At 66.8% G+C, this 18,739-nt stretch carries 17 protein-coding genes and 1 pseudogene; 9 read left to right on the top strand and 9 right to left on the bottom strand.

What is annotated here, in order from left to right; translation table 11 throughout:
• Window positions 1-189 precede the first annotated feature (189 nt).
• From C7411_RS21355 to C7411_RS21340, 4 genes are all read left to right on the top strand, one after another.
• Window positions 190-1,449 carry an ROK family transcriptional regulator gene (locus C7411_RS21355; protein ID WP_110386047.1) on the top strand — a complete coding sequence of 420 codons (1,260 nt, stop codon included), beginning with the start codon at window positions 190-192 and terminating at the stop codon, window positions 1,447-1,449.
• Window positions 1,436-2,989, top strand: coding sequence for a sugar ABC transporter ATP-binding protein (locus C7411_RS21350; RefSeq protein ID WP_110386046.1), 1,554 nt, complete (start codon window positions 1,436-1,438; stop codon window positions 2,987-2,989). Before C7411_RS21355 ends, C7411_RS21350 begins: the two co-directional genes overlap by 14 nt.
• Before the next feature lie 41 nt (window positions 2,990-3,030).
• Entirely contained in the window at window positions 3,031-4,074 is a 1,044-nt protein-coding gene (locus tag C7411_RS21345) for an ABC transporter permease subunit (RefSeq protein WP_110386045.1), read from the top strand.
• A gap of 113 nt (window positions 4,075-4,187) precedes the next feature.
• Complete coding sequence (locus C7411_RS21340; protein WP_110386044.1) at window positions 4,188-5,129, top strand: ABC transporter substrate-binding protein; 942 nt, start codon at window positions 4,188-4,190, stop codon at window positions 5,127-5,129.
• A gap of 37 nt (window positions 5,130-5,166) precedes the next feature.
• Here the strand turns inward: C7411_RS21340 and C7411_RS21335 are convergent, their stop codons facing one another.
• The 6 genes from C7411_RS21335 to C7411_RS37090 form a co-directional block, all read right to left on the bottom strand.
• Window positions 5,167-6,144, bottom strand: coding sequence for a sulfonate ABC transporter substrate-binding protein (locus tag C7411_RS21335; RefSeq protein WP_110386043.1), 978 nt, complete (start codon window positions 6,142-6,144; stop codon window positions 5,167-5,169).
• Between the two features lie 139 nt (window positions 6,145-6,283).
• A complete protein-coding gene (locus C7411_RS21330; RefSeq protein WP_110386042.1) occupies window positions 6,284-7,894 on the bottom strand; it encodes an EAL domain-containing protein in 1,611 nt (536 codons plus the stop codon).
• Between the two features lie 271 nt (window positions 7,895-8,165).
• Window positions 8,166-9,209, bottom strand: coding sequence for a transporter (locus C7411_RS21325; RefSeq protein ID WP_110386119.1), 1,044 nt, complete (start codon window positions 9,207-9,209; stop codon window positions 8,166-8,168).
• Window positions 9,210-9,311: 102 nt separating this feature from the next.
• A complete protein-coding gene (locus tag C7411_RS21320) occupies window positions 9,312-10,565 on the bottom strand; it encodes a YbiU family protein (protein ID WP_110386041.1) in 1,254 nt (417 codons plus the stop codon).
• Window positions 10,566-10,789: 224 nt separating this feature from the next.
• Window positions 10,790-11,893 (bottom strand): extracellular catalytic domain type 1 short-chain-length polyhydroxyalkanoate depolymerase, encoded by a 1,104-nt coding sequence (locus tag C7411_RS21315; protein ID WP_110386040.1) that lies wholly within the window; start codon window positions 11,891-11,893, stop codon window positions 10,790-10,792.
• A 30-nt stretch (window positions 11,894-11,923) separates the two neighbouring features.
• A complete protein-coding gene (locus C7411_RS37090; RefSeq protein ID WP_133253686.1) occupies window positions 11,924-12,178 on the bottom strand; it encodes a hypothetical protein in 255 nt (84 codons plus the stop codon).
• Between the two features lie 22 nt (window positions 12,179-12,200).
• Between C7411_RS37090 and C7411_RS21310 the strand changes: the two genes are divergently transcribed.
• The 4 genes from C7411_RS21310 (at window position 12,201) to C7411_RS21295 (ending at window position 15,894) form a co-directional block, all read left to right on the top strand.
• On the top strand, window positions 12,201-12,773 hold the full coding sequence (locus C7411_RS21310) for a chromate transporter (RefSeq protein ID WP_110386039.1): 573 nt from the start codon (window positions 12,201-12,203) through the stop codon (window positions 12,771-12,773).
• Window positions 12,770-13,339 carry a chromate transporter gene (locus tag C7411_RS21305; protein WP_110386038.1) on the top strand — a complete coding sequence of 190 codons (570 nt, stop codon included), beginning with the start codon at window positions 12,770-12,772 and terminating at the stop codon, window positions 13,337-13,339. The genes C7411_RS21310 and C7411_RS21305 overlap by 4 nt, the downstream gene beginning before the upstream one ends.
• A gap of 130 nt (window positions 13,340-13,469) precedes the next feature.
• Window positions 13,470-13,802, top strand: a complete 333-nt coding sequence (locus tag C7411_RS21300; protein WP_110386037.1) for a DUF4148 domain-containing protein — start codon at window positions 13,470-13,472, stop codon at window positions 13,800-13,802.
• Between the two features lie 319 nt (window positions 13,803-14,121).
• Window positions 14,122-15,894: a trypsin-like peptidase domain-containing protein gene (locus tag C7411_RS21295; RefSeq protein ID WP_110386036.1), complete on the top strand. Its 1,773-nt coding sequence runs from the start codon at window positions 14,122-14,124 to the stop codon at window positions 15,892-15,894.
• Window positions 15,895-15,993: 99 nt separating this feature from the next.
• Here the strand turns inward: C7411_RS21295 and C7411_RS21290 are convergent, their stop codons facing one another.
• The 3 genes from C7411_RS21290 to C7411_RS21280 are packed head-to-tail and all read right to left on the bottom strand — an operon-like array spanning window position 15,994 to window position 18,363.
• Window positions 15,994-16,839 (bottom strand): anti-sigma factor family protein, encoded by an 846-nt coding sequence (locus C7411_RS21290; RefSeq protein ID WP_110386035.1) that lies wholly within the window; start codon window positions 16,837-16,839, stop codon window positions 15,994-15,996.
• On the bottom strand, window positions 16,836-17,354 hold the full coding sequence (locus C7411_RS21285; RefSeq protein WP_110386034.1) for a sigma-70 family RNA polymerase sigma factor: 519 nt from the start codon (window positions 17,352-17,354) through the stop codon (window positions 16,836-16,838). Before C7411_RS21285 ends, C7411_RS21290 begins: the two co-directional genes overlap by 4 nt.
• A gap of 55 nt (window positions 17,355-17,409) precedes the next feature.
• Complete coding sequence (locus tag C7411_RS21280; protein ID WP_133253685.1) at window positions 17,410-18,363, bottom strand: transcriptional regulator; 954 nt, start codon at window positions 18,361-18,363, stop codon at window positions 17,410-17,412.
• 148 nt (window positions 18,364-18,511) lie between these two features.
• Here C7411_RS21280 and C7411_RS21275 point away from each other — a divergent pair.
• A pseudogene (locus C7411_RS21275) lies at window positions 18,512-18,733 on the top strand (hypothetical protein); the annotation flags it as partial.
• Window positions 18,734-18,739: the final 6 nt, after the last annotated feature.

The following is an 18,739-nucleotide window of genomic DNA, read 5'->3' as shown; positions in this document are numbered from 1 at the left end:
CCCTTCAGCGCCCCCTTTACCCTTAACGGGATTTCCCCAGGCTGACAGTCTCCGATTTCTGGCATTAAATAAATCAACTTGATTTATTTAGTCGGCGCCGAGTGCAACAAAAGCCGATGCCCTCGTTCAGCTTTACATGAGACCGGAGCAGCGCTACAGCGCCAACTCCGGCTCGCCAGGAGGAGACACGTGAGAAGTCCGCATGTCGGTCAGGGCAGCAATTCCGCCAACGTCCGCCGCTACAACGAACGCCTGCTGCTGCAGGCGCTGCGTCGTGCGGGCGAGGCGTCGAAGGCCGATCTCGCGCGTCTCGCCAATCTCACGAGCACCGCGGTGGGCACCATCATCACGTCGCTCACGGCCAATGGCCTGATCGAGGTGAGCGGCCGCCGCGACGGCCAGCGCGGCCAGCCCGCCTCGCTCCTGCGCCTCTCGCCGCGCGGCGCGTTCGCCATCGGCGTGCGGCTCGACCGGACCAACATCGAAACCGTGCTCGTGGATTTCGCGGGCCAGATGATCGAGCGCCGTTCGCGCGACATGCTGCTGCCGCAACCCTCGGTCGCACAGGAAATCGTGCAGCGCGACATCGCCGAGCTATTAGGCATCCTCACGACGGAGGAACGCAGCCGCCTCGCCGGCATCGGCGTGGCGCAGCCGTACAACCTCGGTAGCTGGCTGCGCGAACTGGGCCTGCCTGCCGATACCTTTCGCGTATGGAACGACGTCGATTTCGCGGGCGAACTCGCCCGCGCCACGGCGCTGCCCGTGTTCAGCGAAAACGACGGCAACGCGGCTGCCATCGCCGAGCTCTTCTACGGCTGTGGACGCCAGCGCGACGACTTCCTCTACCTGTTTCTCGGCCCGGCGATCGGCGGCGGCATCGCCATCGACGGCGACTGCGTGCGCGGCCTCACCGGCAACGCGGGCGATTTCGCTGTGATGCCCGTGCCGCCAAGCCGCCTGCCCTCGGCGCACAAGCCGCCCGGTCAGTGGGACATCCTGCTTTCGCGCGCGTCGCTCATTGCGCTGCGCCGCCATCTGAAGTATCGCGGCGAGACTATCGACAGCCGCGCCGATCTGGAAGCGTGCATCGCGCGCGGCCACCCCGGCGTGCAGGAATGGCTCGACGACTGCGTCGACGCGCTCGCCCCCGCTCTGCGCTCGGCGTTCTGCGTGCTCGACGTGCCGGCTGTGGTGCTCGACGCCGACGTGGACGCGGGCCTGATCGACACGCTCATGCAGCGCCTGCGCCTCGCGGTCGCTGCCACGGCGCCCGAAGCGCGCGGCACGCCCGCCCTCGTGCGCGGCACCTTCGGTCCCGACGCGGGGGCGCTCGGCGCAGCCACGCTCCCCATGTTCTTCAACTTTTCGCCGCGCGCGGGCATCCTCATGGGCGCCGGCGCACAAACTTACACACAAGCGCAGGAGGAGAGCCATGTCGCCCTCTGAGTCCACGCCGCCGCTGCTGGAAATGCGGGGCATCACCAAGACCTTTCCCGGCGTGCGCGCGCTCGACAATGTGCGCCTCACTGTCTACCCCGGCGAGGTCCACTCGCTCATGGGCGAGAACGGCGCGGGCAAGTCCACGCTGATGAAGATTCTCTCCGGCGCCTACCAGGCCGACCCCGGCGGCGAGATTCTCATCGAGGGCAAGCCGGTCGTGATCGACGGGCCGCATGCGTCGCGCGAGCTGGGCGTGGCCGTGATCTACCAGGAGCTGAGCCTCGCGCCCAATCTCTCCGTTGCCGAGAACATTCATGCGGGCCGCGAACTGCGCAAGGGCAACCGCCGCTTCGGCACGGTCGACCGGCGCGCCATGGAGCGCGGCTGCGAAGACGTGCTCAAGCGCCTCGGCGCGAGCTTCGGGCCCACGACGCTGGTCGGCTCGCTTTCCATCGCCGAGCGCCAGCTCGTGGAAATCGCACGCGCCGTCCATAGCGACGCGCGCATCATCGTGATGGACGAGCCCACCACGCCGCTTTCCTCGCGCGAAACGGAGCGCCTTTTCAAGCTCATCAACCAGCTTCGCGACGAAGGCCTTGCGATCATCTACATCAGCCACCGCATGGCCGAGGTGTACGAGCTGTCGGACCGCGTTTCCGTGCTGCGCGACGGCAGCTACGTCGGCACGCTCATGCGCGACGCGCTCAACGCGGAAAGCCTCGTGAGCATGATGGTGGGCCGCGATATTTCGGGCTTCTACAAAAAGGCGCACGCCCCCTACGATCCGGGCAAGGCCGTGCTTACCGTGCGCGATGTGGCCGACGACAAGCGCGTGCGCGGCTGCAGCCTCGACCTGCACGCGGGCGAAGTGCTCGGCATTGCGGGTCTCGTGGGCGCGGGCCGCACCGAGCTTGCGCGCCTCATCTTCGGCGCGGAGCCGCGCGTGCGCGGCGAGATCGCCATCGACGGCAAGCGGCTCAACGTGCACACGCCGCGCGACGCGATCAACGCGGGCCTCGTCTATCTGACCGAAGACCGCAAGCATCAGGGCCTCTTTCTCGACATGAGCGTGCGCGACAACATCAACGTCGCCGTGGCCGGGCGCGACGCGCGCATGGGCGTGCTCGACCTCGCCCGCGGCGGCGAGCGCGCGAAGGAAGCCATCCGTTCGCTCTCCATTCGCGTGCCGAGCGCGCGCGTGAACGTGGGCGCGCTCTCGGGCGGCAACCAGCAGAAGGTGCTGCTCTCGCGCCTGCTGGAAACCAGGCCGCGCGTGCTGATACTCGACGAGCCCACGCGCGGCGTCGATATCGGCGCAAAGTCCGAGATCTACCGGATCATCAACGACCTCGCCAAGACCGGCGTGGGCATCATCGTGATTTCGAGCGAACTGCCCGAGATCATCGGCGTGGCCGACCGCGTGCTCGTCATGCGCGAAGGCGTGTTCGCCGGCGAGCTTGGCGGCTACACCGGCAAACCCATCACGCAGGAGGCGATCATCGAACTCGCCACCGGCTCGCAGCACCCGCTCGACGAAGCCGCTTGACCTTCATCGCATACGCAAGAAACGTCCCTCAGGAGTACGACATGAAAAGCATTCTTCCCCGGCACGGTGTCGCGGCCTCGCCCACGCAGCCTGCGCAAGGCGCTCAACCCGCACGCAGCGTCGCGGTCGACGGTCATCGCCAGCGCATGAAGTCGCTCGTGCGCACCGCCGGCATGCTGCCGGTGCTGGTGCTGCTGTGCATCGGCTTCGGTCTGCTCAACGACGGATTCTTCACGCTGGAAAATCTTTCGATCGTCACGCAGCAGGCGTCGATCAACATCGTGCTCGCCGCCGGCATGACGTTCGTGATTCTCACGGGCGGCATCGATCTTTCGGTGGGTTCGGTGCTGGCCGCCGCCGCCATGGCCGCCATGATCGGCTCGAACATCGCGGGCTGGGGCTGGCTCGGCGTGCCCATGGCGCTCGCGGTGGGCCTCGGCTTCGGCCTCGTCAACGGCGCACTCATCTCGCTCCTGCGCCTGCCGCCGTTCATCGTCACGCTCGGCTCGCTCACGGCGGTACGCGGCATTGCGCGCCTCATGGGTCACGACACGACGATCTTCAACCCGCAGCTGCCGTTCGCGTTCATCGGCAACGGCACCGTGCTCGGCGTGCCCTGGCTCGTGATCATCGCGCTCGTGGTGGTGGCCGGCTCGTGGTTCGTGCTGCGCCGTACCGTGCTCGGTCTGCGCATCTACTCGGTGGGCGGCAACCCGGAAGCGGCGCGCCTCTCGGGCATCAAGGTATGGGGCATCGAGATGTTCGTCTATGCCGTCTCGGGCCTGCTCGCGGGCCTCGGCGCGGTGATGTCGGCGGCGCGCCTCTACGCGGCCAACGGCCTGCAACTGGGCCAGTCCTATGAACTCGACGCGATCGCCGCGGTGATTCTGGGCGGCACGAGCTTCGTGGGCGGCGTGGGCTCGATCATCGGCACGCTGATCGGCGCGCTCATCATCGCCGTCCTCACCAACGGCCTCGTGCTGCTCGGCGTCTCGGACATCTGGCAGTACATCATCAAGGGCCTCGTGATCGTCGGCGCCGTGGCGCTCGACCGCTACCGCCAGCGCGGCTCGGCCCGCACGTAAGCGGCGCCTATACAGCATCAGCCAGAAACAGGCGCGAGCGCAGGCGGTCCTGCTGCGCTTGCCGGTAAAGCACCCAAACAGGACCCAAGCAGGCCCCCTCAGGAGACAACCTCATGTTCAAGAAAAAAGCCGTTCTCGCCGCTGCCGCCCTCACGTTCGGATTCGCACTGCAAGGCGCGCATGCCGCCGACAAACAGCTCAAGTCGGTCGGCATTACCGTGGGTTCGCTCGGCAACCCCTACTTCGTAACGATCGTGCAGGGTGCGCAAGCGAAGGCGAAGCAGATCAACCCGAATGCCAGGGTCACGGCCGTTTCGGCCGACTACGACCTCAACAAGCAGTTCACGCAGATCGACAACTTCATTTCGGCGCACGTGGACATGATTCTCCTGAACGCGACCGATCCGAAGGCGATCTTGCCGGCGGTGAAGAAGGCGCAGGCGGCCGGTATCGTGGTGATGGCCGTGGACGTGGCCGCCGCGGGCGCCGACGCCACCGTGCAGACCGACAACGTGAAGGCCGGCGAGATTTCGTGCGAATATCTCGCGAAAAAGATCAACAACACCGGCAATGTGATCATCCAGAACGGGCCGCAGGTCTCGGCCGTGATCGACCGCGTGAACGGCTGCAAGCAGGTGCTCGCCAAAACGCCCGGCATCAAGATCCTCTCCGACGATCAGGACGGCAAGGGTTCGCGCGAAGGCGGCATGAACGCGATGCAGGGCTACCTCACGCGTTTCCCGAAGATTGCCGGCGTGTTCGCGATCAACGATCCGCAGGCCATCGGCAGCGACCTGGCCGCGAAGCAATTGCATCGCAGCAACATCGTGATTACGTCGGTGGATGGCGCGCCCGATATCGAAACGGCGCTCAAGACCGACACGCTCGTGCAGGCTTCGGCCAGCCAGGACCCGTACAAGATGGCGCAGACGGCCGTGCAGGTGGGCTACGACATCATGAACGGCAAGAAGCCCGCCAATCCGATGATTGAAATGACGCCGCAACTCGTCACGCGCGACAACGTAGGCAGCTACAAGGGCTGGTCGTCGCACTAAGCGTCGCATGAGCACAGACGCCTGTGCTTCGCGACGGTCATGCGAGCACGGCGTCCTTCGTCACCACGCGGCGCGGAATGATTTTCAGGTCGTAGAACGTGTCCGCGATCTTCTGCTGCTGCGCGATCACCGCGGCGTCGATCGGCCGGTATTCATGCGCGTAATGGCTGAGGCCGGTCTGGATCGTCGCCGCATCCAGGCCCTGGATTGGCGAGAGTTTCGCGGCCGCCGCCGCCGTGTTGGCGCGCACCCACTGCCCCGTCTTGCCGAGTTCGTCCAGCGCGATCGCTAGAGCGTCCTTGCGGTTTTGCGCGAATTCGCGCTGGCTCAGGAAGAACTGATGATGGCTCGCCACGCCGCTGGCGTCGGCAAGCAGGCGTGCGCCGTCCTGCGATTCGACGGCAGCCAGGAACGGGTCCCAGATCGCCCACGCGTCGATGGCGCCGCTTTGCAGCGCCGCGCGCGCGTCGGCGGGCGCCAGATACACGGGCTGCACGTCGGCAATGGAAAGGCCCTGCTTTTGCAGCAGCGCGACGAGAAACCAGTGCACATCCGAGCCGCGATTCAGGCCGATCTTCTTGCCCTTCAGTCCTGCCACGTCATGGATTGGCGAATTTTTCGCAACCACCACGCCTTCCGCGTGCGGCGTGGGCAATTCATACGCCGTATAGACAAAATCCGCGCCCGCAGCCTGAGCAAATACGGGCGGGGCTTCGCCCACATAGCCAAAGTCGATCGCGCCCACGTTCAGGCCTTCGAGCAATTGCGGGCCGGCGGGGAATTCGGTCCACGACACCTTGATGCCGAGCGGCGCGAGACGCGTTTCGAGCGTGCCGTTGGCCTTGAGCAGCACGAGCGTGCTCGCGGCCTTCTGGTAGCCGATGCGGAACTGGCCGGGCTGATACCTGGCGAACGCGGTGGCGGGCAGCGCCGCGCCAGCAAGCGTCGCGCCGAGCGTGGCGAGGAAATGGCGGCGGGTATATCGGCGGATATGGGGTCTTGGCGGCGTGCTCATCTTCAGCGCTTCCGTGTTGGCATGGGGCGTGCACCCACACGGCGCAGCCATCGAAGCGATGATGCTACCGGGCCGCACGCGTGCGCGGAACCGACGTTTCGCGCTAAGCAAATCACGCCGGCAGGAATACGCGGGCGACCTATGCGCCAGCCGTCGCGTGCGGATCGGGCGACATATGCGCCCCGTTCGCGCGATACCAGCGCACGAACGCCTCCGACGACATGGGCTTCGCGTAGAAAAAGCCCTGGATATACGTGACGCCGCGCGCGCACAGATAGTCGCGCTGCACCTGCGTTTCCACCCCCTCGGCCACGATCCGCGCGCCAAGGCTATGCGCGAGATCGATAATGGCGTCGAGCACGGTTGCCTTGCTGCCTTGCGCATCGATGGTCAGCACGAAGCCTCGATCGATCTTCAGGATGTCGAACGGAAATTTCTCGAGATACGAGAGCGAACAATATCCCATGCCAAAATCGTCGATGGCGACCTTCACGCCCTCGCGCCGCAAGGTCACCAGATTGTTGCGCGCCTGCCCGGTATTGCGCACCAGCGTGCGCTCAGTGATCTCGAGCGTGATCGTCGCGCCGTGCGGCGCCACGGCCGCGCGCAGCGCCTGTACGTCGCTCACGAGCTGGACGCCCGACAGATGCTCGGGCGCGAAGTTGACGCCGAGGTGAAAGCCCGGCGCGACGTCCCACGTGGCCACGTCGCGCCCGATGAGCTTCAGCAGATGCTGCGTAAGCGGCACGATCACGTGCTCTTCTTCGGCTACCTGAATGAACTCGTCCGGACGGATCGCGCCTGTGCCCGGCCGCACCCAGCGCAGCAGCGCCTCCACGCCCTCGCAGCGCCCCGTCTCGACGCCGTAGAGCGGCTGGTATTCGACATGAAATTCGTTCGCACGGATGGCCCGCAGCAGTTGTTCGCGGCGCGACTGGCCGTTTTGCTGCAAGCGGCGCACGAGCCAGACGAGCCACGCGGAAAAGGCGGCCGCCCACGGCAGATAGCGCAGCAGCAGGCCGCGCCAGGTTTCGAGAATGCGCTCGGGCCGCCCGTAGATCTTCAGATCGATCGTAGCGCCCGACATGCGCTTTTGCATATCGACCAGCAACGGCGCGCCGCGCACGCTAACGAGCGCCATGGCTTCACGCAACACCGTGCCCTCGCCCACCCTCAGTTCGGCCTGGCGAAACACGGCGAGCGGCGCCGCCCCATGCAGCAGGTCCAGCAGATACTGCACGTCCACCACGGCCACCACCGAGCGCCCCGCTTCGCCCGCGACGCCAACCAGCAGCGAGGGACGGTTGCGCACCATCGGCGTGTCCTCGACGATCATGAGCCATTCGCCCTGCGCGGCCGGGACGCCGCCATTGAGCCAGCCGCCATTGGGAACCGCTTGTTGCGAGAACGCGGACGAGCAGTCGACGCGGCCTTCGTAAAGAATGTTGAGCGTGCGCACATAGGGCACGGCGGCGGCCTTGCGCGTGAGATCCGGCGAGAGCGTGCCGCACGCTTCGTTCGCACGCGGCGCGAACGAGCGCGCCGCGCTCTGCGCCGTCTCGACGATCGAGACAACCTGCCCGACGATAATCGCGGAAGCGAGCGTCGCCTCGCGCTGCGCAAAGCGCTCGGCCTCGTAACGTCCGAGCGCCACGCACAGCAGGATCGGGATCAGCGCCACGACCAGCAGCACGAGCAAACGCGACACTCGCGAGCGGACCGCGCCGGGTTTGGGCGAGACTTCGGGCAAGGCGTTCTCCGCACCAGGGCCGTCATGGGGAGCGGCTACGGTATGACGCCAACATACACCAACGCGCCGGTTGCGGGCGCGCGCGGTGCCCGGCGCACGCCAACGTCAGCTAACGTGAACGCCCATCATGCGCATTCGATGCGGTTGCGGCCGCCCTTTTTCGCGCCGTAGAGCGCGAGGTCGCTGCGCGTGAGCGCGGCTTCGGCGCTCATGTCGGCGGCGATCATGAGCGTGATGCCGCGCCGGGCACTCCGGCGGCACCCCGCAAGCCTCAGGTGTCGCCGCGCCGGCGGAACACCCACCAGCCCAGCAGCGCCGTGAAGGTCGCGACCAGCACCACCATGAGCCAGAAGCCGTGGCGGTTTTCCGCGAGCGGAATGCCGCCCACGTTCATGCCGAAAAAGCCCGCGACGATGTTGATCGGCAACGCGAGCACGGTGACGAGCGTGAGCGTGAAAAGCGTGCGGTTGTTCTGTTCTTCGAGCCGCGCGGCAATTTCTTCCTGCAACAGCTTGATGCGCTCGACGAGTCCGGCCATGTCGCCCAGCACGAGCGAGAACTCTTCGGTCGCCTCGCGCAGGTCCTGCATGTCGGGTGTCTGGAGCCAGCGCGGCGGGCGCGCGAGCAGACGGAAAATCGAACCCGGCTCCGGCGCGAGCATGCGTTGCAGGCGCACCAGGATGCGCCGCATGGCCGCGAGATCGTGGCGGCTCGCCGAGCGGCGCGAGGCGAGATACTGGTCCTCGGCGCGATCGACGTCGACACTCGTGCGGCGCACGATCTCCACCATGAGGTCGGCCTGGTCGCGCATCAGGTGGATGAGCAATTCTGCCGGCGAGCGGAACGTCTCGCCGTTGCGCACGTAACCGCGCAGACGGTCGATGGAGCGCAGCGGTTTCAGGCGCGCCGTGACGAGAATGCGCTCGTGCGTGTACGACCAGAGCGTCGCGATCTGCGAGGGCGTGAGTTCGAAATCGAACATCACGTCGTTGACCACGGCAAATAGCCCGTTGTCCACGTGCTCGATACGCGTGGAGTGCGAGCCTTCCACGAGCATCTCGAAGAAGGCGTCGGGCAGCTCGAGATGCGCGCGCATCCACGGTTGCGCCGCGGCGTGGGCGAGATTGAAATGCAGCCAGTAAAACGTGTCGTCGCGCGCGGCTTGCGGCTCGCCGCTCTCGTGCGCGAGCCGCAGCGCCTCGAGGACATCGTCGCACGTGACGGGCTGCCCAGGCTGCCCCGGCGTGAAGCGAAAACCGCAAATGAGGCCCGACAGGTCGGCGCCATACGTTGCGACGGACGAAGCGAAATCCATGGTCGTCATGGCCGGTTGATCGGCGCACAGCATGCCATACGTGCGCTTTTACAGGCAAGCGCACGAATCGATGCACCGACACGCGCGTGTCATGGACGCATGCTATGCAACGCCGGGCAAGCCGAGCTGGGTGCGGCCGAGCGGCGTGAGATCGGCCACGCCGGCCCGATCCGCCAGATCGGCTTCGATATGCTCGGGGGGAAAGTCTGGCGGGCTGCGGCCTTCGAGAAAGCTCGGCAACTGGCGCTGCAAATACGCGTCGTTCTTCGCGCAACCCGGCGTGGCCGGAATATACATCACGTTGCTGTAGCCGCTGCCGCGGTGCTCGTCTTCGACGGAGTGAATCACGTCGCAGTGCCAGAACACGGCGTCGCCGGCCTGCATTGGAGGAATCGATATCAGCGCATCGCACAGCGGCGCATGCCACTCGGGGCTGATCGGCAGCCCGCGGCCCGGCTGCGCGCCGCACAGGTCGTCCTCGGCCACGTCGTCCTGCAGCGCGCGCAAGAGAACGTACGCCATGGCGTTGGCGATGGGCACGATCTGCAGGGTGCCGTCGCCGGGGCCCTGCGGCGTGAGCGCGGTCCAGCCCTGGAAGGTGCGGAACATCGAAGAGGCGATGCGCGAGGGAATCTCGCTCGCGTGCGTGCGGTATGCGCCGTCGAATGGGTCGTAGCGCCGCCAGTCGCCCGAGAATACGTGGCGATAGACCTGGCGGAAATGCTCGTCGAGCCAGCGCTCGACCGCGCCGCCGTCGCAATGCGCGGCGAGGCCGGGCGCCGCCGTTCCGGGCGGCCGGCGCCGCAGACGGTCGGCGTAGGCGGGCACGACGTCAGGATCGAAATGCACGCGCCCCTCGCTCTCGTGGCGCCACAGGCGGTTGAGGAAGACGCGCGCGGCGGTCAGTTCGGCGGACTCGCGCGCCTGCACCTGCGGGCGCGACCAGTAGACACCATAAATCAACGGCCGGCTCACCTGCGGCGGGAGGGCATTGCGCTGCGCCGCGCGCTGGGCGGCACGCGCGTCGAGATCGTTGCGCGCCACGTACGCGGCAATTTCGGCGTCCCAGCGCGCGGCCTGCTCCGGCTCGAACACGCGGCGGATCACACAGGCGCCACGCGCTTTCACGAGCGCGATCGCCTCGGCGCTCACGCGCTGCGCGGCGATGTCGGCAAACGCGATCTCCGGGATCACGGCTTCGCCCGCCTCGTGCAGCCGGGCAATGTGCCGCGCCTCTTCGCCTATGGCCTGCGCGACCTCCTCGAACACTTCGCGATAGCTCGGCAGTTGCGCGCGCAACATGCGCTTGGCCTGCCGGATCGCGCCCGGGACGTCGTCGATTTGAAGTGCCGCCATGCATGTCTCCATCGGGGTTGAATGCCGTCGTTTGGTGGCAAGCATACGCTTCAATGGCGAACGTCCGGCGTTACCCGTTTCGCATCGTTTCGCATCGTTTCGCATCGTTTCGCATCGTTTGGCATCGTTTGGCATCGTTTGGCATCCCTCTCCCCGGGCCTTGCCTTCCCGACCTTCACGCATCGGCGCTGAGTGCGCCGCGCAAACGGGGGCTAACGCACCGGTCACATCCTTTCGCCTGCCGCGCTTCGGCGCTGCCGCCGGAAGAACTGCCACATCATCGCTATCGCGTCGGGGCCCCGATCCGAATGAAACGCTTCGCGCGGATCGCCGCCGCTCCATGCATGCCCGAGCCCGCGAACGACACACACCCGCACGGCGAGCCTGCCCGACCTGACGTAATCGGTGTACGCCACCGCGTCGCGGCTATAGGTCCGGATCTCGCCAACGCGCAATTCGCCCTGCACGTCGAGCAGCCGGTTGACACGCGCGAACTGCACGCCGAGTTGCGCGGCGTTGCGCTTCGCCACGATCGCGTCGATTTCGCCTTGCACGATGAAGGCCGGCATGCCGGGATGTCCGGCGACGTCGAGAGCGGCATCGACCAGATGCACCGGGTCTTCGCGGCTGCCGTGGCGCATGACGCTCATCGCGCTCATCGTGGAACTGGCTGCGCCGAAAACCGGTCCCGAGTGCAGGCCCACGGCCGCGAAGCGCCACGCATAGTGCATGGCGAGCACGGACGCGAGACCCGCCCCCGCCGAGATGCCCGCCAGGTACACGCGCTCGCGATCGAATCCGTGCTCGCGCACGATGGCGTCGACGAGCGACGCGACCGCTGGCGCCTCCGACTGCTCATGATCGCCGTGCCAGTGCCAGCATCGCTGCGCGTGCGCCGTTTTCGCCTGCTCGGGGAGCAGCACGGCGAAGCCTGCGCGATCCGCCAGCCGGCAAGCCCGTGTGCCCGCGGCGAACGACTCCGCCGTCTGCTTGCAGCCGTGCAGCATGACCACGAGCGGCAGGCCCGCGCCCCCGGCCGCGCCGGCGGGCACATAGAGCGCATACGCGAGATGATTGACGAGATGCCCGGCCCTGGGCGGCGCGGAATGCCAGGAGCGGATCCACCTGCCGGCCGCGCCCGCCGGTTGCGCACGCCCCACGTGCGCCTTGCCGGCGCGCTTCGCCGGTTTGGCTGCCGGACTCACGACCTGAGCGGCCTTTGCGGGCGCCGTTTTGCGTGCCGCGGCCTTTTTCTTCGGCCGCGTTGCGCTCATGCGGGTGAGCAGTTCGAGACCTTCGAGCCAGACGCTGGTCGTTTTCCTGGGCATGAGCAATGGCGACAAGGCGATTTGTTCACGTCACGCCAGGCGGCACGCGGCGGACAGCGCGAATACAGCGATCGAGCCGCTGCGAGTCCAACCATCATAGCGGCCCAGACCTCGTGCTGAATTCTGCGTGACCGCACGCTGCTGACCGCGCCGCGCCACAAGTACTGCGGCGCTATAATTTCGGGAATCATTGCTGCGATGCCCATTCGAACACCGGTAAAAGAACGACTCAATCGCGCTGAAACCGGAAAGAAAGGCCGAGACGCCAGCCGAACTGTTCGGCATTACCCGCTTTCCGTCATCCTCCGTGACTGCTTCCACGCCAAACGCATCGCCGCGCCCCACGCTGTTCGGACTCTTTCTGATCTTCAGCCGCATCGGCATGACGAGCTTTGGCGGCGGCTTGAGCGGCTGGCTGTTGCGCGAATTCGTCCAGGATCGCAACTGGATCAGCGAAGAAGATTTTCTCAACGGTCTCGCAATCTCGCAGGCGCTGCCCGGCATCAACGTGAAAAACATGGCGATCTGGATCGGGCACCGGCTGCTGGGCTGGCGTGGCGCCGCCGTGGCCGTAACGGGCATCGTCGTGCCGCCCGCGTGCCTGATCGTCGTGATTGGCAGCGTGGTCGGCGCGCTCATCTTCCATCCGCTCACGCAGATTCTGATCGCCGGCGCTGCCGCGGCGGCCACGGGATTGTCGCTGTCGATGGGTGTCGTCACCGCGCGGCGCGTGCGGCGGCAAGGGCTTCCGCTGCTGCTCATGGCAGCGACATTCCTTGCGATCGGCATTCTGCGTTTGTCGCTCGTGTGGGTGGTCGTGGCAGGCGGCGCCGTGAGCGTGCTCTACGAATACGTGGCGATCCGCCGGGGTGCGCGATGAACTCGCGCCTGCTCGGTCAGCTGGCCGCCATTTTCGTGCCACTTTCGCTCGTGACGATCGGCGGCGGCCAGGCGATCGTCGCCGAGATTCAGCGCCAGGTCGTCGAAGTGCATCCGTGGATGACGCATTCGCAATTCGCCGCCGATTTCGCGATTTCGCGCATGGCCCCGGGTCCTGGCTCGCTGCTCGTCACGTTGATCGGCTGGCAGGTTGCCGGCTTCTGGGGCGCGCTCGTGGCGACCGCCGCGCTCTTGCTGCCAACCGCTATCCTCATCTACGGCGTCACGCATGTCTGGGGCCGTTATCAGGGCGCCGCGTGGCAGTTGGCGCTCGAGCGCGGCCTGCGCCCCATCGCGGCCGGCATGATGCTCGCGGCGGGCTGGGTGCTGCTCAAGTCGCTCAACGGCGGCCTTCCCGCGAAGGCCATTGCCGTCGTGTCGCTTTGCGTGCTGCTCAGAACGCGGGTCAGTCCGCTCGTTCTTCTCGTTGCAGGCGCGCTCGCGCTCGTTGGCGTCAGCCTGGTCGGCGCGGGCCTGCCGCATTGGCTCCAGGTGCAGCTCACGTAGAAAAACATCCCGCCGCTGCAACTTCACGGGAATAGCAGTCCGCCTTCAGCGGTATACCCATTGCAGTCTCCGTTGATTCGACCGCGCTCCAGCCGGTCGCCGAACCATGCTATTTCATCAGGAGTTCGAAATGATCATCCGCCGCCCGCTTTTCGCCTTGCTCGTCGTGACGGCTTGCATCGGCGCTGCATCTACCGCATCCGCACAGGGACTCACGCGTGCCCAGGTGCGCGAACAGTTGATCGAAGCGCAGGCCAACGGCTCGCAATTCGTGACCGACAGCTCGTATCCGGACGTGAGCCCCATCTTCGCGCAGCAAGTCGCGCGTGCGAAGGCACAGCATCAACAGCAGCAGCAACCCAGCGGCATGGGCGCGCCCATGCAGGGCACGAGCGACGCCGGCGCGCCGCATACGGCGTGTGTCGGGCCGGTGAGCTTCTGCAACCTGTATTCGGGTAGCTGAAAGCGATCGCCGAATCCCGCCAGCCGCCCGGCGCCCCGGCCGAATGCCCCGCTCGCGACGAGCGAGCGGGGCATCTCACGCACTTTTTCAGCACCGCCCCCCTTTCCCTGAGCGTCCTCGCCGCCGCAAACTCAGCAAGGCGTCATCTTCGATGCGCCGCGCATGCACCGTTAAGCCTGCGCGCGGATTTGCGTGCGCTACAGGACAAACCCTGCCCCCCAATTCTCTTGTGGCGTGACTACACTATGGTCGTCGGCATTCGTTTGCTATCCGCGTTCGTGTGCCGCCCGCCAGCACGATGACCACTGGGAGGTGTGCTGTGCTCCGCCTGATCTTCGCCCGCACTTCGCGCCCTGCGGCGGCGCTTGTCCTCGCGCTTGCCAGCGCTTTCTGTTACGAGGCGAACGCCGCAACGCCGCCTCCGGCCGCCACCAAACCGCCCGCAAGCAAAGCCGCCGTCGACAAGGCGGCCAACGACAAGGCGGCAGGCGATAAAGCCGTAGCCTCGCCGAAGGCCACCGCCGAGGCATCCGCGCCTGCGGCCATGGCCGCACCCGACTTCTTTTCGCTCGCCGAGCGCTACGGCCCCGCCGTCGTGCACGTGATCGCGCACAGCGCCGACGACCCGTCCGCGCCGCCCGAGCAGGAGGCCATCGACGCCGACGATCCTTTCTTCGCGTTCTTCAGGCGCGCGCCGAAGCCGGCGTCCGACGCCGAGGCCAGCGGACCGCGCGTGATGACGGGCGCGGGCTCCGGATTCATCGTCAGCCCCGATGGCGTCGTGCTCACCACGGCGCACATCGTCGACAACGCCGAGCAGGTGATTGTGCAGCTCACGGACAAGCGCGAGTTCAAGGCGGAGGTCGTCGCCGTCGACCCGCAAAGCGACGTTGCCGTGCTGCAGATCGACGCCCACGATCTGCCGTTCGTGAAACTCGCCGACACGGCGAAGGTCCACCCCGGCGAGCCCGTGCTGTCGATCGGGTCGCCGGACAGCTATCAGAACACCGTGACGACGGGCATCCTCAGCGCGACCTCGCGCACGCTGCCCGACGGCAAGGCGTTTCCGTTCCTCCAGACCGACGTGGCGGTCAACCCGGACAACTCCGGCGGTCCGATCTTCAATCGCGCGGGCGAGGTAATCGGCATCGACGTGCAGATTTACGCGGACGGCGGCCGCTACCAGGGCCTGACCTTCGCGATTCCGATCGACGCCGCCAACCAGTTCCGTGCCCAGTTGCAGGCGCGCAAGGCGGCGCCCGCCGCGAAGACAACCAACCCGGGCGATGGCGGCACGATCCGCACCTTCGGCATGCAGGTCGAAGACGTGAGCCCCGGGCTCGCGGCAGCGCTCGGCTTGCCGCATGCGGGCGGCGCGCTCGTCGACGCCGTCGACCCCGCCTCGCCGATCGGCAAAGCGGGCATCCGGACCGGCGACGTGATCGTGCAGGTCGGCACCAAACCCGTCGACCGGGCCGCGACGCTCGCTGCCGCGCTCGCTGCCGTGCCGCCCGCCACGCCGGCATCGCTCAAGGTGATCCGCAACCGCCAGCCCGCCGTGGCTGGCTTCTCGAATACGGCGTTCGATCCGAAGGCGGCGGATGCGGATGCGGCGGCTACTGGAGCAACAGGGGCGGAAGGGGCGACCGCAGCACAGGCAACCGCAGCCGCACAGGCGGCGGAAAAGACCGATGCGCCAGTCGCGACCGCCGTAGCGGATGCGGTGGGCAAGGCGCCACCGTCCGACGTGCACGCCGTCAAAACGGTGATGACGGACCCGAGCGCGCAGCCCGCCGCCGCGGCAGCACCGGCCCCGCGCCATGCCGCCGACCGCCTCGGTCTGATCGCGCATGCGCTGAGCGCCGAGGAAAAACGCTCGACCGGGCTGCCGCTTGGTTTGATGGTGGAAGCCTCGACCGGACCCGCCGCGAGCGCGGGCGTGCGGGCCGGCGATGTCGTGCTGTCGCTCGACGACACCCTGGTCGAATCGCAAGAGGAAGCTGTCGCGCTCGAGGCAAAGGCGACGAAGAGTATGTCGCTGCTGATTCAGCGGAACAATGCGCGTAGCTTCGTTGCGGTGAAGCTCAGGTGATGGGCGCTGCACGCGCTGCGCGGGGTGCGTTCATGTCCGGCGTGTGCTTGAGGGTTGATTCGCGGTTCCTGGCCGCTTTGGAAACCAGCAAACCAACCCTCACCGCGGCGTCAACTGCGCATAAACATCATGCGCAAGCTGCAGCAGCGCCTTGCGATCGATCCCACCCGAAAGCGCGTAGCCAAAGTCGCCATCCACCCAATAAAACACATTCACAGGCCCATCCTGGTAGAGCTTGAACGCGGTCGTGTTGGCGCTCGTCTTGCGGTGCGAGATACACAGCGTCACGCGCTCGCCTCGCGCGCTGTGATACATGAACTGCGCGACTTCGCCGCCGTCGTCGGCCGGCAACAGGCGTCCGCCCGAAAGCTCGAAGCCGCTCTTCGAGAGCATCGGCGCGCGCACGTTGGTGCCGAGCCGGTTGGCGAGCCACTTCACGAAGTCCTGCTCCTCGCCGTCGCCCATCGTGTCGGGCCGCGCCACCGTCGGCATGTAGACCACATGCGCGAGCGCCGCTTGCTGCGCAAAGCGCATCGAACTGTCCGCGCTCACCGCGCGCAGTTCACCGCCGCCTGCCGCGCCCGCGGGGCCTCCCGTGCCGCTCATGCCATAGTGCATGCCCCACCCGATTCCCACGCCCAGCACCAGCGCTGCCGCGAGGCCCGCGAAACGCGGCCAGTTCGCCGCCGGGCGCGCGTTTCGCACCGTTTGCGTCCCGGGCCCGGGGCCGGCCACGCGCAGGCGCGCGGGCAGCGGCTCGTTGAGCACGCGGTCGTAACGTTCGTGCAGCAGGTTGTTGAGCGCGAAGAAGTCGCTCGCGCGCGCGGCGAACTCCGGGTTGCGCTCGAGCTCGCGCTCCACGTCGGCGCGGCGCGCCTCGGAAAGCGTGCCGTCCACGTAGGCGTGGATCTCGTCTTGCGTCACTGGATTCTGTTGCTCGCTCATCGCACCACCTTCAGATTCGCACGCGGGACGGAACCGGCCATGAGCGCCCGCAAGCGCTCACGTCCCCTCGACAGACGCGACATGACCGTGCCGATCGGTATGTCGAGCGCCAATGCGACATCGGCGTAACTCATCTCCTCCAGTCCTACCAGAAGCACCACCTCGCGCTGCTCCACGGGCAGGCGCTGCAGCGCGAAGTCCAGATCGCGCACTTCGAGTGCGCCCGTCTGTGTGGCGGGCACGGCGTAGTCGGTTTCGGGCACGCTGTCGTCGTCGACGGAAACGTGCGTCCCGCGCGCCGCCGACTTGCGCACCTGGTTCACGAACAGGTTGTGCATGATCGTGAAAAGCCAGGCGCGCAGGTCGGTACCCGAACGAAACAGCTCAGTGCGGGCAATTGCGCGCTCGAGCGTGTCCTGCACGAGGTCGTCGGCGAGCTCGCGGTTGTTGATCAGTGCGCGCGCATAGCGTCGCAGGCGCGGCACGTGTTCTATCAGCTCGTCACGGATGTCCATGTTTCATCCTGGATTGCCGCAAGGGTCATTGCGCGGTCGGCATCGTCGGGCAGGTTCACGATCCCTCGCGTTCGCGCGCCGGCTGCGCGGTGAGCGTCGCGAGGTCCGCCGCGCGCATCAAACCGCGCGTCTGGGCGTTGCCCGCGAGCACCCAGCGCGTGCCGCGCTCGCGCCACATCAGGAGCCGCAGCGGACCCGCACGGTGTGCGCTCCACTGCGGCGCCGCGCCGGCCAGCCAGGCGCGAGTCGCGAGCAGCACCACGCGTTCGCCCTGGTCGTTCTCGTAGACATAGCGCTGCGCGCTCGCGAACGGACCAACCCGCACTTCGCCGCCGCCGAGAAAATGCAGGCCCGCCGCGCCGAAATCGAACGGCGCCCGCGCCGCGCCTGCTTCCAGCGCCTGGGGCTGCGCGTTTTCAGCTTCCATCAGCGCCATCACCGCGGCGTTGTTCAACACTTGCTGCGACGGCTCGGTCACGCCAATCCACGCCAAGGCTGCACCCGCCACCGCCAGCGCAGCCGCCAGCGCGATAACGTAGCGCAACACCCGCCTGCTTCGGGCTCGGGCGGGGCGCGAGTGCTGCGCCTGCGCGGCCGGCGCCGGGTAAGCATCGCGGATCTGGGTATTCAGGCGCCGGTAAAACAGGATGCGATGCCATTCGCCGGGCATGCCTGCAAGGTAGCGCCGCACGTGCGCCGCCCGCGCGCCGGCGAGCGTGCCGTCGCTATAGGCCTGGATATCGGCTTCGGAAACCGGCGGCTCGTCGAGCGGCCCGCGAAACTTCATGATCGTGAATCGATGCTGTCTGGGTGGCGATGCGGGGACTAACACGCGGCGGGCGCGGATTATTCCACCGGGCGGCGAAATTCTTCTTTTGCGCGGCATCCGGGGGATTTTGCGCTCGCCGGACGCCCCGTTCATCGCATCCGCATAAAAAAACTCCACATTACCCGCACTGAATAATATTTGAATTATTTCCTTAAAAGTGCGTGCGAGCATCACGCCCAACTGCCGCGCACCCTGCCGCAGGTTCGTGATTGACGGGAATTCAAGTGAAAAATGCCGCTCGCCTCATTGCCTTGTCACTCGTGCTGCAAGGTCTCGCCATCCAACCCGGCGTTGCGCAAGGCACGCTCAGCTACACCACGTCCTGGAGTTCATCGCGGAGCTATGCACGCAGAAGATCGACGTGTACGACGCGCGCAGCGGCCAGATCGTCGGCTCGATGACGCCCGGTGCGAACGTGGGCAGCACGAGCGGATGGGTGGACATCTATATGGGCATGAGCGCCGCGCTGCGCGATAACGGCGATTACGTGGTGCTCGTGGAGGACGACGCGCGCGCCAGGATCCTGATGTACGACTGGACGCCGGGTTGAGACGCA

Origin of the sequence: Paraburkholderia silvatlantica, assembly GCF_003096715.1 — a bacterium.
Lineage (GTDB): Bacteria > Pseudomonadota > Gammaproteobacteria > Burkholderiales > Burkholderiaceae > Paraburkholderia > Paraburkholderia silvatlantica.
This window is presented reverse-complemented; position numbering and strand designations above follow the sequence as displayed.

Coding starts and splice junctions, on each gene's coding strand:
- C7411_RS21350 (WP_110386046.1), top strand. CDS start 1,436: ATGTCGCCCTCTGAGTCCACGCCGCCGCTGCTGGAAATGCGGGGCATC.
- C7411_RS21345 (WP_110386045.1), top strand. CDS start 3,031: ATGAAAAGCATTCTTCCCCGGCACGGTGTCGCGGCCTCGCCCACGCAG.
- C7411_RS21340 (WP_110386044.1), top strand. CDS start 4,188: ATGTTCAAGAAAAAAGCCGTTCTCGCCGCTGCCGCCCTCACGTTCGGA.
- C7411_RS21335 (WP_110386043.1), bottom strand. CDS start 6,144: ATGAGCACGCCGCCAAGACCCCATATCCGCCGATATACCCGCCGCCAT.
- C7411_RS21325 (WP_110386119.1), bottom strand. CDS start 9,209: ATGGATTTCGCTTCGTCCGTCGCAACGTATGGCGCCGACCTGTCGGGC.
- C7411_RS21320 (WP_110386041.1), bottom strand. CDS start 10,565: ATGGCGGCACTTCAAATCGACGACGTCCCGGGCGCGATCCGGCAGGCC.
- C7411_RS21315 (WP_110386040.1), bottom strand. CDS start 11,893: ATGCCCAGGAAAACGACCAGCGTCTGGCTCGAAGGTCTCGAACTGCTC.
- C7411_RS37090 (WP_133253686.1), bottom strand. CDS start 12,178: ATGCCGAACAGTTCGGCTGGCGTCTCGGCCTTTCTTTCCGGTTTCAGC.
- C7411_RS21305 (WP_110386038.1), top strand. CDS start 12,770: ATGAACTCGCGCCTGCTCGGTCAGCTGGCCGCCATTTTCGTGCCACTT.
- C7411_RS21300 (WP_110386037.1), top strand. CDS start 13,470: ATGATCATCCGCCGCCCGCTTTTCGCCTTGCTCGTCGTGACGGCTTGC.
- C7411_RS21290 (WP_110386035.1), bottom strand. CDS start 16,839: ATGAGCGAGCAACAGAATCCAGTGACGCAAGACGAGATCCACGCCTAC.
- C7411_RS21285 (WP_110386034.1), bottom strand. CDS start 17,354: ATGGACATCCGTGACGAGCTGATAGAACACGTGCCGCGCCTGCGACGC.